Origin of the sequence: Mycobacterium sp. 852002-50816_SCH5313054-b, assembly GCF_001667185.1 — a bacterium.
GTDB lineage: Bacteria > Actinomycetota > Actinomycetes > Mycobacteriales > Mycobacteriaceae > Mycobacterium.
Genome location: NZ_LZIC01000129.1, coordinates 1 through 13,939, shown reverse-complemented (window position 1 = coordinate 13,939; position 13,939 = coordinate 1). Strand labels below are relative to the sequence as shown.

Genomic DNA, 13,939 nt, shown 5'->3' with positions numbered 1-13,939 from the left:
TCGCTTGCCCCCGCCCCCCTCACGCCCATTACCGGGTTGAAGGCGGCCGGAATTGGGACGGGCGGGCTGGGAGCCAATGCCGGGTGGGCTCGCTACGACATCGCTGATGCCACAGTGGCTAGCAACGGGGCTCGCGTCGAGCCTTCCGATTCACGCTCGTCAACGTCTATATGAAATGAATTGCTCGCACCGGTAGGCTTCTGCCTCGTGGGGTTCAAGGTTAAAGCATCCGTGGCGGCACGATCTGTTGCCGCCGGGCTGCTACTCGCGGGCTGCGCGGCGACGGCGTCCCTGGGCGTAGCGGGCGCCGATCCGGAGCCGACGCCGCCGCCCGCGCCGGCGGCCTCACCGGGACCGTCACCTTCACCGGCCGCGTCACCCGCAGCGGGACCGAAGACCACGATCGACCACGACGGCACCTACGCGGTGGGAAGCGACATCGCGCCCGGCATCTACAGCTCGGCCGGGCCCGTTGGCGACGGCACCTGCTACTGGAAGCGGACGGGCAACCCCGACGGCAACCTCGTCGACAACGCCCTGAGCAAGAAACCGCAGGTAGTCCAGATCGACCCCACGGACAAATCGTTCAAGACAACGGGCTGCCAGCCCTGGCAGTTGACGCCCGACGCCACTCCGCCGCCCAGCACGCCACCCGCGGGTGTGCAGGGCACGCTCGGCATCCTCAACGGGCTGCTCGGCGGCCAGAACGGCCCGCCACCCCCCCATTCCTGACGAGAGCTTGCTGCGCATTGGCAAGTGACGCGGGTGACCCGCAACAGGTTGTCGTCATCGGTGCCGGCGTCAGCGGCTTGACGTCGGCCATCTGCCTGGCCGAGGCGGGCCGGCCCGTGCGGGTGTGGGCGGCCGCGATGCCGCGTGAGACGACTTCGGTGGTGGCGGGGGCGGTATGGGCGCCCCCTCGCCCGGCCGAACGCGCCGCGGCGACCCTGGATTGGACCGCACATTCCCTGCGGGTGTTTCGCGAACTGGCCGGCGACCCGGCCACCGGAGTGCTCCTGGCACCGGCGCTGGCCGTCGGTGAATTCATCGGGGCCGAGGCGACCTCGCCCGCGGCCAAGCTGATCCCCGACCTGCGGCCGGCGGATCCGGCCGACGTGCCGGACGGCTTCGGCGCCGGGTTCCGCGCCAGCATGCCGATGATCGACATGCCGCACTACCTCGATTACCTGACCCGCCGGCTGGCCGCGGCCGGCTGCGAGATCGAGGTGCGATCGGTCCGGTCGCTGGCCGAGGCAGCCGACGCCGCGCCGATCGTGGTCAACTGTGCCGGGCTCGGCGCGGGAGCGCTGACCGGTGACGACTCCGTGCGGCCGGTTTTCGGCCAACACGTCGTCCTGGCGAATCCCGGTGTGCGGCAACTGTTTATCGAGTTGAGCCACGGCCCGGAATGGACCTGCTTCTTCCCGCACCCGCAGCGGGTGGTGTGCGGTGGCATCAGCATCCCCGGCCGCTGGGACACCACCCCAGATCCCGAGGTGACCGACCGTATCCTGCAGCGGTGCCGCCACATCGAACCGCGGCTGCGCGAGGCCGAGGTGATCGAGACAATCACCGGGCTGCGTCCGGCTCGGCCGGCAGTGCGGGTGCAGGCCGAGCCGATCGGGCGGGCCCGGTGCATTCACAACTACGGGCACGGCAGCAATGGCGTGACGCTGTCCTGGGGTTGCGCGCGCGACGTAGTGCGCCTGGTCAACGGAGTTGCGGCGTGAGCATCGACTACAGGCTTGACGACCACGTCGCGACCATCACGATCAACCGTCCCGAGACGCGCAACTCGCTGGACATGGAGCACTTCCGCGATTTGGCCCATGCGTGGGCGGCGTTCCGCGACGACGATCGCGCCTGGGTCGCGGTGATCACCGGCGTCGGCCGGGACTTCTGCACGGGGGCCGACCTCAGGAAATTCATCCCGGAACTCACCGGGGACCTGCCCAGGCCCGAGGGCTGGAACAAGGACGACGCGATCCACGCCGTCTTGCATCGGTTCCCGGTGTACAAGCCGATCGTCGCGGCCGTCAACGGCACCTGCGTCGCGGGCGGCTTCGAAATGCTGACGTCCACCGACATTCGCGTCGCCGTGCCCGGGGCGCGGTTCGCGGTGATGGAGCCGAAGCGCGGCCTGTTCGCCGGCGGTGGGAGCACCGTCCGGCTGCCCCGTCAGATGCCGTACCCGCTCGCGATGGAGCTGCTGCTGACGGCCGACATGGTGGATGCGGAGCGGGCCCTGGCCATGGGGCTGATCAACCGGGTGGTCCCCGCCGACCGGCTGATGGACACCGCGTATGACTACGCTGAGCGCATCGCAGCCAACGCCCCGCTCGCCGTCTCTGCGACGAAACAGTCGGCCGTCGAGGGTTTGGCACTCGACCTCGGGGCGGCCTACGACAACGAAACACGGCACAGCGACCGCGTTTTCGAGACAGAGGACGCCAAGGAGGGGCCACGCGCGTTCGCCGATAAGCGACCGCCCCGCTGGCAGGGCCGCTGAAGGTTCGGGCGCGCCTAGGCGCGCGTGACGTCGCGGATCACCAGCGACAGCGCCCAGCTCACGATCGACAACAGGATGGCGGCCCAGATCGCCGTCCACCAGAAGTGGTCGATCTGCAACCCCCAGTGCGTGGTGTGCGCGGTGATCCACGCGGTGATCCACAACATCAGGGCGTTGATCACGATGTGGACCAGACCCAGGGTCAGGATATAGAGCGGGATCGACAAGATCTGGACGATCGGCTTGATGAACGCGTTGACCAGACCGAAGATCACGGCGACGACGAAGATGATGGCGACCGTCTGCAGCGTGGTGTTGCCGCCGACGAATCTGATCCCGTGCATGAAGAGGGTGACGATCCACATGGCGAGGCCGGTCAATGCGGCGCGAAGCAGAAAAGGGCCCATGCGAATGATCCTGCCACGCGGCTCAGTTCAGGTTGTAGAAGCGCTGCGCGTTGAGGCCGCCGATCTTCTCCCGCGCCTCCTCGCTGATGTCGGCGCGGGTGCGCAGGTGCTTGGTGCTCTCCGGCCATTCGCCGTCCCAGTGCGGGTAATCGCTGGCGAACATGATGAAGTCCGCGCCGAGCACGTCGATCACGCCGGGCAGGATCGGTTCCTCCGGTTCGCAGGTCACAAAGATGTTGCCGGCGGCCAGGTATTCATGCGGATCGCGGCGCCAGCCGCGCTCGATCCAATCGCCGCGTTTCTCGTAATGCTCGTGCAGGCGATCGATGAAGAACGGCACCCAGCCCGCGCCCGCCTCCAGGAACGCGACCCGCAACCGGGGATGCCGTTCGAAGACGCCGCCGGAGACCATCGCCGTCATCGCCGTCATCTGGTCGAACGGAAAGCTGATGCAGTGCACCTGGATGTAGTTGGTGAACCGGTCCACCCCGATCTTCGGCAGGTGAATGCCGGGGGCGCCGTGCACGCCCAGCGGCATCTCCAGGTCGACGGCGGCGGCGTAGAAGGGGTCGAGGTCGGGGTGGTCGAGGTTGCGGGTCTTGAGCGCGGGCGGCACCAGCGCCGCCACCAGCCCGAGCTCTTTGGCCTCGGTCATCACGTCGATGGCCGCCTGGCCGTGCTCGACCGGGGTCACGGCCACTCCGCGCAATCGGCCACCGGACGAGGCGCAGTAATCGGCGATCCACTGGTTGTAGAGGCGCGAGAATCCCGCGGCGAATTCGGGGTCCTCGAGGCTGGGCGCGCACAACCCCATGCTCGGATACAGCACCATCGTGTCGATGTGATCGCGGTCGGCGTCGCCCAGCACGCCCTCGGGTGATCGGCAATTGATGTCAGGGGCCTTGCTGATCCCGTGCTCGGGCGGACAACCGGCTCCCGGACCCTGGTCCTCCGGGTAGTTGCGGCCCTCCAGCGTCAATCGCAGTCGCCCGTCGCTGCTGGGCTTGACGTGTTCGGGCCAGCGCTTGATCGCTTCGATCGCCAGCGAGGAGTTCTCGGCGACGTGTCCATCGGCGTCGATGATTCGCATGTATCCGGAACTTACTCTCGCGCATCGCCGCCCGGTACTGCACGATTGCTCAGGTGAGCGCACAACGTCCCGAAAACAAGTTGACGGCCGATCAGCGCAATTCATTCATCGCGGCGTTGCTGGGCTGGACGATGGACGCCTTCGATTACTTCATCGTCGTGCTCGTCTACGCCGACATCGCCAAGACTTTCCACATCAGCAAGGCCGAGGTCGCGTTCGTCACCACCGCGACCCTGCTCATGCGCCCCGTCGGCGCGCTGATATTCGGGCTGTGGGCCGACCGCGTCGGGCGGCGGCTTCCGTTGATGGTCGACGTGATCTTCTACTCCGTCGTCGGGTTCCTGTGCGCGTTCGCGCCGAACTTCACCGTGCTGGTGATCCTGCGTGTGCTGTACGGCATCGGCATGGGCGGCGAGTGGGGGTTGGGCGCGGCGCTGGCGATGGAGAAGGTTCCCGTCGAGCGGCGCGGGTTCTTCTCCGGGCTGCTGCAGGAGGGTTACGCCTTCGGTTATCTGCTGGCGAGCGTCGCCTCGCTGGTGGTGATGAATTGGCTGGGCTTCTCGTGGCGCTGGCTGTTCGGCCTGAGCATCATCCCGGCGCTGGTCAGCCTGATCATCCGCTATCGGGTGGAGGAATCCGAGGTCTGGGAGGCCGCACAGGACCGGATGCGCCTCACCAGCACCAGGATTCGCGACGTCCTGCGCGACGCCGCGATCGTCCGTCGATTCATTTACCTGGTGCTGCTGATGACGGCGTTCAACTGGATGAGCCACGGGACGCAGGACGTCTACCCGACGTTCCTGGGGGCGACGACCAATCACGGCGCCGGCTTGTCCAGCGTGACCGTCAAGTGGATCGTGATCGTCTACAACCTCGGCGCCATCAGCGGCGGCCTGGCCTTCGGCACGCTGTCACAGCGGTTCGGGCGCCGCTACACCATCATCTTCTGCGCGTTGCTGGGCCTGCCGATCGTGCCCCTGTTCGCCTACTCGCACAGCGCGGCGATGCTGTGTCTCGGCTCGTTTCTGATGCAGGTCTGCGTGCAGGGCGCGTGGGGCGTGATCCCCGCGCACCTGACCGAGATGTCGCCGGACGCGATCCGTGGCCTCTACCCCGGCGTGACATACCAGCTGGGAAACCTGCTGGCCGCGTTCAACTTGCCCATTCAGGAGCGCCTGGCCGAGTCGCACGGCTATCCCTTCGCGCTGGCGGCGACGATCGTGCCGGTGCTGATCGCCGTGGCCTTCCTGACGTTGATTGGCAAAGATGCCACGGGGATTCGCTTTGGTACGGCCGAAAGTGCTTTCCTGCCAACAGAAATGGCGTGAATTCAGTCGACTCCGGTGAGCATGCGCCGCAGCAGGTGCATCGCCACCGTCGTCGACCTTTCGCGGACGTCGGAGCGGTTGCCGGGCAGCCGCAGCGTCCGGGTATCTGTGCGGCCGTCCGCCAGTGTCACCGTGAAGCACACCGTGCCGACCGGCTTTTCCGGCGTCCCGCCGCCGGGGCCGGCGATCCCGGTGATCGCGACCGCGGTGTCGGCCCCGAAACGTTGCAGCGCGCCTTGTGCCATCGCCTCGGCCACGGGCTCCGAGACCGCGCCGTGTTTGTCGATCAGGGCCGGGTCGACGCCGAGGATGTCCGCTTTCGCCTCGTTGGAGTAGGACACCACGCCGCCCATCACGTAGTCCGACGAGCCGGCACGATCGGTCAGCCGCGCCGCCAGCAGCCCCGCGGTGCACGATTCCGCCGTGGCGATCCTGCGGCCCGACAACAGTTTTGCGACCAGATCGTCGACACTCGAGCCGTCTTCGGAGAAGATCTGCTGGCCGTGCCTTTCGCGCAGCAGCTGGGTCAGCTGTTGATAGGCGTCCGCAACGACCGGCTCGTACCGGGTGACCATTTCAACCTCGCCGCGCCGCAGGCAGGTGGTGATCTCAAGCGCGTCGAAACCGTCGACCGTCTTCTCGGCGTCGCGCAGCGTTTCCGCCAGCCCCGACTCCGGCAACCCGAACATGCGAATCATCTTCTGCTCGTAAGTCGTTCGGCCCACGATCGCTTCTTGCGCGGCCGGGGTTTGGATGGCCCGGCGCCACATCGGCTGCAGCTCGCGCGGCGGCCCGGGAAGCACGATCACCGTCGGCTTGCCCGGTACGACGACGCCCGGCGCGGTGCCCACCGGGTCGAGCACCTGGGCACCGGCGGGGACCATCGCCTGCTTGCGGTTAGCCGCGCGTACGGCCTCGAAGTCGACGCCCTCGAAGCGCGCCATCAGGTGTTTGAGGATGTCGGCGATCTTGTTCTCGGTTGTCTCGTCGAGGATTAACTCGCGGCCGCAGAAGCGGGCGACGACCTCGACGGTCATGTCGTCGGCAGTGGGCCCGAGGCCGCCGCTGGTGATGATCAGGTCCACGTCCTGCTCGGCCAGGAACCGCAGCTGCGCCTCGATGTCGGACGGGCGGTCGCCGCAGATGGTGATGTGGGCCAGTTCGACGCCCAGCTCCAGCAGGCGATCGGCGATCCAGGGGCCGTTGGCGTCTTGGACGCGTCCGGTGAGGACTTCGGTTCCGGTGACAACGATGCCCGCGCGTGCGCTCACCGGCATGAGCCTACTGAACAGGCCTCACGCCGCGGCGAGGCTCCGCAGCCTCGCTACGTCGACCGCGTTGAGGTCTCTACCGTCCCGGTTGACCGGGCTGACCCGGCTGGCCGGGTTGACCGGGTTGGCCGGGCTGGCCCGGCTGTCCCGGCTGACCGCCGGGGCCGCCGCCCCCGCCGCCGTCACCGCCTCGGCCGCCGTCACCGCCTCGGCCGCCGTCACCGCCTCGGCCGCCGGCACCGCCATGGCCGCCGTGACCGCCGTCTCCCCCCGCACCGCCGCGCCCGCCAGGTGCACCGGGCGCGCCAGGCTCGCCGGGCTCGCCGCTCGTAGGCGTTTCGCTAGTCATTCCGTTGGCACCTGCCTCTCTGTGGAGCCAGACCAGCCTATTCTTCCCGGTTCGCGAGACGCCAGCCTCAGCTGCGGAAGTGGACCGATCCAGTGACGGACGCCAACGGCGGGTAGCGAGACAATGAACCGATGATCGACTTAGAGGTAGTGCAGGCCGACGTCACCAAGCTCGAACTCGACGCGATCACCAATGCCGCCAATACCCAACTGCGGCACGGTGGCGGCGTCGCCGCGGCTATTGCGCGCGCCGGCGGGCCCGGCGTGCAGCGCGAATCGACCGACAAGGCGCCGATCGGGCTCGGGGAGGCCGTGGAGACCACCGCTGGCGACATGCCGGCGCGCTATGTCATCCACGCGGCGACCATGGAGCTCGGCGGCCCGACGTCGGCCGAGATCATCACCCGGGCGACCGGCGCCACCTTGCGCAAGGCCGACGAACTCGGCTGCCGCTCGCTGGCCCTGGTGGCGTTCGGTACCGGCGTCGGCGGTTTCCCGCTCGACGGCGCGGCGCGGCTGATGGTCGGCGTCGTCCGCCAACACACGCCGACCTCGCTCGAAAAGGTCGTGTTCGCGGTCCACGGTGACGCGGCGGAGCGGGCGTTCCAGGACGCGCTGCGGGGTTAGCCGCCGGACAGGTGGCGCTCGACGGACGCGACCTTCTGCGTCATCGCATCCCGGGCCGAAGCCCGTGAGTCCACCTTGATCACCGTGCTGACTCTGGGCGCCCGCTCGGCCACCGCCTCGACCGCGCGCTGCACGACGGCCATGGCTTCCTCCCAGGTATCGCCCTCGATCACGGTGAACATCGCATCCGTCTTGTTGGGCAGGCCGGATTCGCGGACCACCCGAACCGCTTCGGCAACGATCTCTCCGACGCCCTCGCCCACGCCCAGCGGGGTGACGGAAAACGCGACGAGCACGGACACGTCACGAGCCTACCCACCGTTTCCGAGCCCGGCCTGGCAGCATCGAGAGCCATGCGGGTTCTGGTGCAACGGGTCTCGTCGGCATCGGTATCGGTCGACGGCCAGGTGGTGGGCGCTATCCGGCCGTCCGGCCAGGGCTTGTTGGCTTTCGTCGGCGTCACTCACGACGACGATCCCGGCAAGGCGCGACGGCTGGCCGAAAAGCTCTGGTATCTACGCATTCTCGCCGATGAGCGGTCCGCCGCCGACGTCAACGCGCCGATCTTGGTGGTCAGCCAGTTCACTTTGTACGCCGACACCGCGAAGGGCCGCCGGCCGTCCTGGAACGCGGCCGCCCCCGGCGCAGTGGCCGAACCGCTGGTCGAAGCGTTCGCCGAGGCGTTGCACGCGCTGGGCGCCGACGTGCAGACCGGCGTGTTCGGCGCGAATATGCAGGTCGAATTGGTGAACGACGGACCGGTCACGGTCATTCTCGAGATTTGACGGCGTCACCGCAGGTACCTTGGTTGATGTCGGCTTGGTGGCCGATTCTGACGTGAGGGGGCGACCATCGGCACTTCGCCTGAATTCGGGTCGCTTCGCTCCGACGACGACCAGTGGGACATCGTCAGCGGCGTGGGCTACACCGCGCTGCTGGTGGCGGGATGGCGTGCGCTGCACGCCATCAGCCCGCGGCCGCTGGTCCGCGACGAATACGCGCAGGTTTTCATCGCCGCGGCGCAGGACCCGTATCTGACGGGCGTGCTTGCCGATCCGGGAACCTCCGAGGACGAGACGGCCTTCCCGCGCCTCTACGGCGTGCAGACCCGGTTCTTCGACGACTTCTTTGCCTCCGCCGGCGAGGTGGGCATCCGACAGGCGGTGATTATCGCCGCGGGATTGGACTCCCGCGCATACCGCCTTGACTGGCCAGCCGGCACAACGGTTTTCGAGGTGGACTTGCCGAAGGTCCTCGAATTCAAGGCGCGCGTGCTCGGCGAGCATGGCGCTACTCCCAAAGCCCGCAGGATCGAGGTCGGGGCCGATTTGCGCACCGACTGGTCGCGGCGGTTGGAAACGGCAGGCTTCGACACCGAGACTCCCAGCGCCTGGTCGGTGGAGGGCGTGTTGCCCTATCTGACCGACGAAGCCCAGAACGCGCTCTTCACCCGCATCAGCGGGCTCAGCGCGCCGGGCAGCCGAATCGCCATAGGCGCGCTGGGATCCCGCTTGGACCGCGAGCAGCTCACCGCCCTGGAGACGGACCACCCCGGGGTCAACATGTCCGGTGATGTGGACTTCTCCGCCGTCACCTACGAGCCCAAGGGCGACCCCGCGGAATGGCTCGCCGCGCACGGCTGGGCCGTCGAACCCGTCCGCAACACACTCGACCTGCAGGCCGGCTACGGGATGACCCCGGCGCAGGTCGACGTCAAGATCGACGCGTTCATGCGCTCCCAATACATCACGGCGACGCGGTCTGGGTGAGCCCAATGGTGCCGCTCACGAGGCTCTCGCCCGCCGACGCCATCGCGGAGATCGGCGCCAGCACACCGGGGCCCGGGATCGGCGCCTTCTTCGACCTCGACGGCACGCTGGTGGACGGCTTCACGGCGGCGGTTCACGTCGGTGATCGGATCCGTCGTCGCCAGGCCGGGCTCGGCGAGCTCCTCGGTGTGTTCGAAGCCGCGCTGCGGTTCCGCTTCGGCCGGTTGGAGTTCGAGCACCTCATCGTGCGGGCGGCCGGTTACCTGCGCGGGGAATCGCTCACCGCGCTCGACGAGCTGGGCGATCGCCTGTTCGTCGAACGCGTTGCCGCGCGCCTGTATTCGCACATGCACGACATCGTGCAGGCGCACCAGGAACGCGGGCACACCGTCGTGCTGAGCTCGTCGGCGCTGTCCATCCAGGCCTTGCCGGTCGCACGCTTCCTCGGCATTTCCAACGTGCAATGCAACCACTTCGAGCTCGACGAGCACGGACGGCTGACCGGCGGGATCGTCAAACCGATCGTGTGGGGGGCCACCAAGGCCGCCGCGGTGCAGCAATTCTGTTCGGCCAACGGCGTTGCGCTGGAGCGCAGTTACTTCTACGCCGACGGTGACGAGGATGCGGCCTCGATGTCGGTCGTCGGGTGTCCGCGGCCGGTGAATCCCCGCTCGGGGCTCGCCGCGGCGGCCGCCGCGCACGGGTGGCCGGTGATGTGCCTCGCGTCGGCCCGGCGTCGCCGAGTGCGGCGGCGGCGTTAGGGCGTCAGCAGGACCTTCACCTCGTCGCCGGACCGCGCCTGGGCGGTCGCGTAGCCCTTGGCGGCCTCGTCCAACGACAGGGTCGTGGTGAAGACGCCGTCGACGTCGAGCCGCCCGGATTGCAGCAGGGGGATCAACTCCGGCCAGGTGCGCTGCACCGGTGCCGTGGTCATCCGCAGCGTGATGCTGCGAATCAGGCAGCCCAGCGCGTTGAGCGGAAACGGATTCATATCGTGCACACCGACAACCGAGACGGTGCCTCCCGGCCGCACCGCATTGAGGGCGTCGGTCAGGGATGCGTCGGTGGCGACGGCGTCGATCACGGAATCGGCGCCGCGTCCGTGCGTGGCCGCCAGGATGGCTGCTACCGCCGGCGGCTTGACCGGCGTCGCTCCCCACGCGGCGGCGCGGTCCAGCCGCCCATCGACGCGGTCGACGGCCAAAACCGTTGCGGCGCCGCGAAAGAATGCGCAGCGCAGGGCGCACAGGCCCACCGCCCCCAGCCCGATCACCGCCACCGTGCCACCGGCTGGAATATCGGCTCGCTGGGCCGCCGCCCAGCCGGTGGCAAGGTTATCGGTGAGCAACAGCGCCTGCTCGGTGCTGATCCCCTCAGGCGTCTTGAGCAGCTGGAAGTCGGCCGCGGGCACGGCGAGCAGGTCGGCCTGCGCGCCGGGAAGCACGCCGCCACCGAAGATCTGAAATCCGGAAAAGCACATCACCGGGTCGCGCGTGGCGCATCCCGGGCAGGCGCCGCAGCCGGTCACCGATGACACCATGACCTGGTCGCCGACCTTGACGGTGCGCACGTCGGGCCCGACTTCGACGACGGTGCCGACGGCTTCGTGGCCGAGCGTCATGGGCGCGGCGAGCGGATAGTCGCCCTCGTAGAAGTGCAGATCGGATCCGCAGATTCCGGCGGCGGTGACCGAGACGATCGCTCCGTCGGGACCGGGGAGCCCCGGATCGGGGCGCGTGTCGACCTCGATGTTGCGTGGCCCGTCGAGGACTACCGTTCGCATGGTGGTGTGCTCACTTTCTCCGTTGCACAAGGAAGTTCGACCAGTCGGGCGCGCGCACCGCGGCCCAGTACTCGTTGAGGCGCCACGGGCTGACCGTGTGGATCTCCCCCTCGGCGTTCTTGAAGTAGGAGTGCTTGACGGCGGGGTGCGACCACACCATCTTCTTGATCTGGGTCTGCGTGCGTTGGTGCCAGTCGGTGGCGGCCTCGGCCTTGGGTTCCACCGAGTGCAGCTTCTCCTGCGCCAGCCGCTGGAGGCACTGGCCGATGTAGCGCATCTGGAGTTCGGACTGGAAGATCAAACTGCCGCCATGGGCGAGATGAGTTCCGGGCCCGTAGATGATGAAGAAGTTCGGGAATCCGGGCACCGTGATGCCGAGGTAGGCGTACGGCCGGCTCCCCCACATCTGGTGCAGGTCAATCCCATTGCGGCCGGTCACTTTTAGCGGCCACAACACATCGGTGTGGCGAAACCCGGTCGCGTAGACGATGACGTCGGCCTGGTGCGCTACGCCGTCCTCCGTCACGACGCCGTGCGGCGTGATCTCCTGGATCGGCGTGCGCACCAACTCGACGTTGTCGCGTTGCAGCGTCTGCAGCCAGCTGCCGTTGTCCTGCAGTGTCCGTTTCCCGGTGGCGGGATAGTCGGGCAGCACCTGGTCCAGCAACTCGTGGCCTTCGCCGACCTGGCTGGTGATCCACTGGGAGAACATCATTCGGGCGGCGGCGTTGATGTCGCTGACGGCGTACTCCTGATCGGCGTAGTCGGGGTCGCCCTCCGCGGCGTCGAGTCCCTTGTCGGCACCAGGCCAGAGCACCAGGAACCGATACCACCGGCCATAGCAGGGCAGATGCCGCATCGCCCAGCGCACCCCGTCGCCGACCTCCTCGTGGTACATGGGGTTCGGGAACATCCACTGGGCGGTGCGCTGGAACACGGTGAGCTTCTCGACCTGGCCGGCGATCGCCGGTGCGATTTGGAAGCCGCTGGCGCCGGCGCCGATGAGCGCGACCCGCTTGCCCGTCAGATCAACCGAGTGATCCCACGCGGCCGAGTGAAATGACGGCCCCTCGAAGGTGTCGGCGCCGTCGAATTCGGGGACATTGGGCCGGTTCAGCTGACCGACGGCCGTCAGGACGGCCCGCGCGTTAACCGTGCTCGTCTGGCCGTCCGGGCCGCGCAGCGAGACGCTCCACAACCCGTCGGCATCGTTCCACTGCGCCCCGTCAACCTCGGTGTTCCACCGAATGTGGTCGGCCAGGCCGTGCTCGTTCATCACCTGGGTGAAATAGTCCTGCAGCTCGTATTGCTCAGCGAAGAAGTGTGTCCAGTCGTTGTTGGGTTCGAAGCTGTAGCAATAGAAATGGTTTGCGACGTCCACGCGGGCGCCGGGATAGCTGTTCTCCCACCATGTTCCGCCGGGCCCGGCGTTTTTCTCGACGATGGTGAAGGGAATATTGGCCTGTTTGAGCCGGATGCCCGCCAGCAGGCCGGATTCCCCGCATCCGACCACCAGAACGGGTAGTTCGGCGGTGGACTCCCTCGGCAGGGCGGCCGGACGGCGTGGGTCGACGCCGTCGAGATCCATCTCTTCCAGGATCAGGGGCAGGTAGTCGTCGGTGACGTGTTCGCAGGCCGCCCAGTCCATCATCTCCCGAATGAGTTCGAGGCTCAGCGGCTCGGGTTCGGGACAACCGCGGTCCCGGTAGTCGGTAAGCACCGGTAGTGCCGCCGCGCGGGCCCGCGCCTTGTCCTCCTCGGACATGAAGCCCTGAACCTCGTTGAGGAAGATGCCCATGGGCTTGAAGTCGCGGATGAACCGGGGGTCGCCGGTGATGTGGACGAGCGAGAGCAGCAGCGTCGGGATGCTGACGTCCTCGAGCGCGGCCGCGATCTCCTCCGTCGGCGTGGTGAAGGGATGGCCGGCATAGCGGCTGCGCATCAAGCCGATCCTTCCGATAGGCGGGGCTGCGAATTACGCTACTGAGCGTTTCGTAATTGCCGGCATCACGCTACCCCGTTGTGACGGAGGGGATCAAGGATCGGCGCGCGGTCCGCCGGGTGTCAGCGGGTGATACCGCTATGGCGTGCCATTCGTTCCGGGGGCGCCGAAGAACCCGCCGAGGCCGCCGGTGCCGCCGTGCCCGGTGGCGCTTCCGTTGCCGCCGTTGCCGCCGAAACCGAATATCGAGGGGGTGGTGGCGCCGGACATTGTCACCACGGCGCTGCCGCCGTTGCCGCCGTTGGCAGGTCCGCCGCCGGTGCCGGCGCTGCCGCCGGTGCCACCCTGGCCGAAGAACCCGAGGGCGGCGCCACCGTCGCCGCCGTTGTTGAAGCCGTTGCCGGCGGGTGCGGCGCCGCCGTTCCCGCCATTACCGCCTATGGCGCCCCCCAGCGCGGCGGCCAGGCCACCGGCCCCGCCGGTGCCGCCGTTGCCAACGGGCGCTGCGCCGCCGGCTCCACCCACACCGCCGCCGGCGATGCCGACCAACGCGGCGGCTTCGCCGCCGGCGCCGCCGGCGCCGCCCGTCCCGATGTCGCTGGCGGCGCCGCCGGCCCCGCCGTTGCCGCCGACGGCTGCCCCCCAGCCGACGAAGTCGGGGGCGGCGGCGGCGCCGCCGGCGCCGCCGGCCCCGGCCAGTCCGGTGGTAGCGGCGCCGCCCACGCCGCCGAGGCCGCCCTGGGTCAGGTCGATTCCGAAGAAGCCGCTGGACCCGGCGGCGCCGCCCCCCCCCCCCCCCCCCCCCGTACCCCCCGCCCCCGTAGCCGCGCCCCCCGCCCCCCCCCTGCCCCCCCAGCACACGGGG

16 protein-coding genes are annotated in these 13,939 nt (G+C 68.5%); 8 read left to right on the top strand and 8 right to left on the bottom strand.

The annotated features are described in order from the left end of the window. The first annotated feature begins 207 nt into the window (after positions 1-207). From A5787_RS23190 to A5787_RS23180, 3 genes are read left to right on the top strand one after another with little or no spacing between them, the layout of a single operon-like run. Positions 208-732, top strand: a complete 525-nt coding sequence (locus A5787_RS23190) for a hypothetical protein (protein ID WP_082977412.1) — start codon at positions 208-210, stop codon at positions 730-732. Between the two features lie 17 nt (positions 733-749). Further along, the gene (locus A5787_RS23185) at positions 750-1,730 is read left to right on the top strand and encodes an FAD-dependent oxidoreductase (RefSeq protein ID WP_082977411.1); all 981 of its coding nucleotides are present in this window, start codon (positions 750-752) and stop codon (positions 1,728-1,730) included. Then, positions 1,727-2,509 (top strand): enoyl-CoA hydratase/isomerase family protein, encoded by a 783-nt coding sequence (locus A5787_RS23180; protein ID WP_066971399.1) that lies wholly within the window; start codon positions 1,727-1,729, stop codon positions 2,507-2,509. Before A5787_RS23185 ends, A5787_RS23180 begins: the two co-directional genes overlap by 4 nt. A 14-nt stretch (positions 2,510-2,523) precedes the next feature. On the opposite strand, the gene A5787_RS23175 is transcribed toward A5787_RS23180, so the two are convergent. Both A5787_RS23175 and A5787_RS23170 read right to left on the bottom strand, forming a co-directional pair. Continuing rightward, entirely contained in the window at positions 2,524-2,916 is a 393-nt protein-coding gene (locus A5787_RS23175; protein WP_066971397.1) for a phage holin family protein, read from the bottom strand. Positions 2,917-2,938: 22 nt separating this feature from the next. Beyond that, a complete protein-coding gene (locus A5787_RS23170) occupies positions 2,939-4,006 on the bottom strand; it encodes an amidohydrolase family protein (protein WP_066971395.1) in 1,068 nt (355 codons plus the stop codon). 131 nt (positions 4,007-4,137) lie between these two features. On the opposite strand from A5787_RS23170, the gene A5787_RS23165 reads away from it, so the two are divergent. Further along, a complete protein-coding gene (locus A5787_RS23165) occupies positions 4,138-5,334 on the top strand; it encodes an MFS transporter (protein WP_369829154.1) in 1,197 nt (398 codons plus the stop codon). 2 nt (positions 5,335-5,336) lie between these two features. On the opposite strand, the gene A5787_RS23160 is transcribed toward A5787_RS23165, so the two are convergent. Further along, positions 5,337-6,611 (bottom strand): competence/damage-inducible protein A, encoded by a 1,275-nt coding sequence (locus A5787_RS23160; RefSeq protein WP_066971393.1) that lies wholly within the window; start codon positions 6,609-6,611, stop codon positions 5,337-5,339. An 18-nt stretch (positions 6,612-6,629) separates the two neighbouring features. Beyond that, positions 6,630-6,902 (bottom strand): hypothetical protein, encoded by a 273-nt coding sequence (locus A5787_RS23155; protein WP_066971391.1) that lies wholly within the window; start codon positions 6,900-6,902, stop codon positions 6,630-6,632. Positions 6,903-7,085: 183 nt separating this feature from the next. Between A5787_RS23155 and A5787_RS23150 the strand changes: the two genes are divergently transcribed. Further along, positions 7,086-7,580: a macro domain-containing protein gene (locus tag A5787_RS23150; protein WP_066971389.1), complete on the top strand. Its 495-nt coding sequence runs from the start codon at positions 7,086-7,088 to the stop codon at positions 7,578-7,580. Here A5787_RS23150 and A5787_RS23145 read toward each other — a convergent pair. Then, the gene (locus A5787_RS23145; protein ID WP_066971387.1) at positions 7,577-7,882 is read right to left on the bottom strand and encodes an MTH1187 family thiamine-binding protein; all 306 of its coding nucleotides are present in this window, start codon (positions 7,880-7,882) and stop codon (positions 7,577-7,579) included. The two genes, A5787_RS23150 and A5787_RS23145, sit on opposite strands and share 4 nt — an antisense overlap. Positions 7,883-7,933: 51 nt before the next feature. Here A5787_RS23145 and dtd point away from each other — a divergent pair, with 51 nt between their 5' ends. From dtd to A5787_RS23130, 3 genes are all read left to right on the top strand, one after another. Beyond that, positions 7,934-8,365 (top strand): D-aminoacyl-tRNA deacylase, encoded by a 432-nt coding sequence (dtd, locus tag A5787_RS23140; RefSeq protein ID WP_066971385.1) that lies wholly within the window; start codon positions 7,934-7,936, stop codon positions 8,363-8,365. A gap of 66 nt (positions 8,366-8,431) precedes the next feature. Then, positions 8,432-9,349 carry a class I SAM-dependent methyltransferase gene (locus A5787_RS23135; RefSeq protein WP_066971384.1) on the top strand — a complete coding sequence of 306 codons (918 nt, stop codon included), beginning with the start codon at positions 8,432-8,434 and terminating at the stop codon, positions 9,347-9,349. 5 nt (positions 9,350-9,354) lie between these two features. Beyond that, positions 9,355-10,110 (top strand): HAD-IB family hydrolase, encoded by a 756-nt coding sequence (locus A5787_RS23130; protein WP_066971382.1) that lies wholly within the window; start codon positions 9,355-9,357, stop codon positions 10,108-10,110. Here A5787_RS23130 and A5787_RS23125 read toward each other — a convergent pair. The 3 genes from A5787_RS23125 to A5787_RS28675 form a co-directional block, all read right to left on the bottom strand. Further along, complete coding sequence (locus A5787_RS23125) at positions 10,107-11,132, bottom strand: alcohol dehydrogenase catalytic domain-containing protein (protein WP_066971380.1); 1,026 nt, start codon at positions 11,130-11,132, stop codon at positions 10,107-10,109. The two genes, A5787_RS23130 and A5787_RS23125, sit on opposite strands and share 4 nt — an antisense overlap. A gap of 10 nt (positions 11,133-11,142) precedes the next feature. Further along, the gene (locus tag A5787_RS23120) at positions 11,143-13,074 is read right to left on the bottom strand and encodes an NAD(P)/FAD-dependent oxidoreductase (protein ID WP_066971378.1); all 1,932 of its coding nucleotides are present in this window, start codon (positions 13,072-13,074) and stop codon (positions 11,143-11,145) included. 138 nt (positions 13,075-13,212) lie between these two features. Continuing rightward, positions 13,213-13,797: a hypothetical protein gene (locus tag A5787_RS28675; protein WP_156764090.1), complete on the bottom strand. Its 585-nt coding sequence runs from the start codon at positions 13,795-13,797 to the stop codon at positions 13,213-13,215. Between the last annotated feature and the right edge of the window lie 142 nt (positions 13,798-13,939).

Bases quoted from the DNA above. Each gene is read 5' to 3' on its own strand.
- A5787_RS23175 (WP_066971397.1), bottom strand. From the start codon at position 2,916: ATGGGCCCTTTTCTGCTTCGCGCCGCATTGACCGGCCTCGCCATGTGG.
- A5787_RS23170 (WP_066971395.1), bottom strand. From the start codon at position 4,006: ATGCGAATCATCGACGCCGATGGACACGTCGCCGAGAACTCCTCGCTG.
- A5787_RS23165 (WP_369829154.1), top strand. From the start codon at position 4,138: ATGGACGCCTTCGATTACTTCATCGTCGTGCTCGTCTACGCCGACATC.
- A5787_RS23160 (WP_066971393.1), bottom strand. From the start codon at position 6,611: ATGCCGGTGAGCGCACGCGCGGGCATCGTTGTCACCGGAACCGAAGTC.
- A5787_RS23150 (WP_066971389.1), top strand. From the start codon at position 7,086: ATGATCGACTTAGAGGTAGTGCAGGCCGACGTCACCAAGCTCGAACTC.
- dtd (WP_066971385.1), top strand. From the start codon at position 7,934: ATGCGGGTTCTGGTGCAACGGGTCTCGTCGGCATCGGTATCGGTCGAC.
- A5787_RS23130 (WP_066971382.1), top strand. From the start codon at position 9,355: ATGGTGCCGCTCACGAGGCTCTCGCCCGCCGACGCCATCGCGGAGATC.
- A5787_RS23125 (WP_066971380.1), bottom strand. From the start codon at position 11,132: ATGCGAACGGTAGTCCTCGACGGGCCACGCAACATCGAGGTCGACACG.
- A5787_RS23120 (WP_066971378.1), bottom strand. From the start codon at position 13,074: ATGCGCAGCCGCTATGCCGGCCATCCCTTCACCACGCCGACGGAGGAG.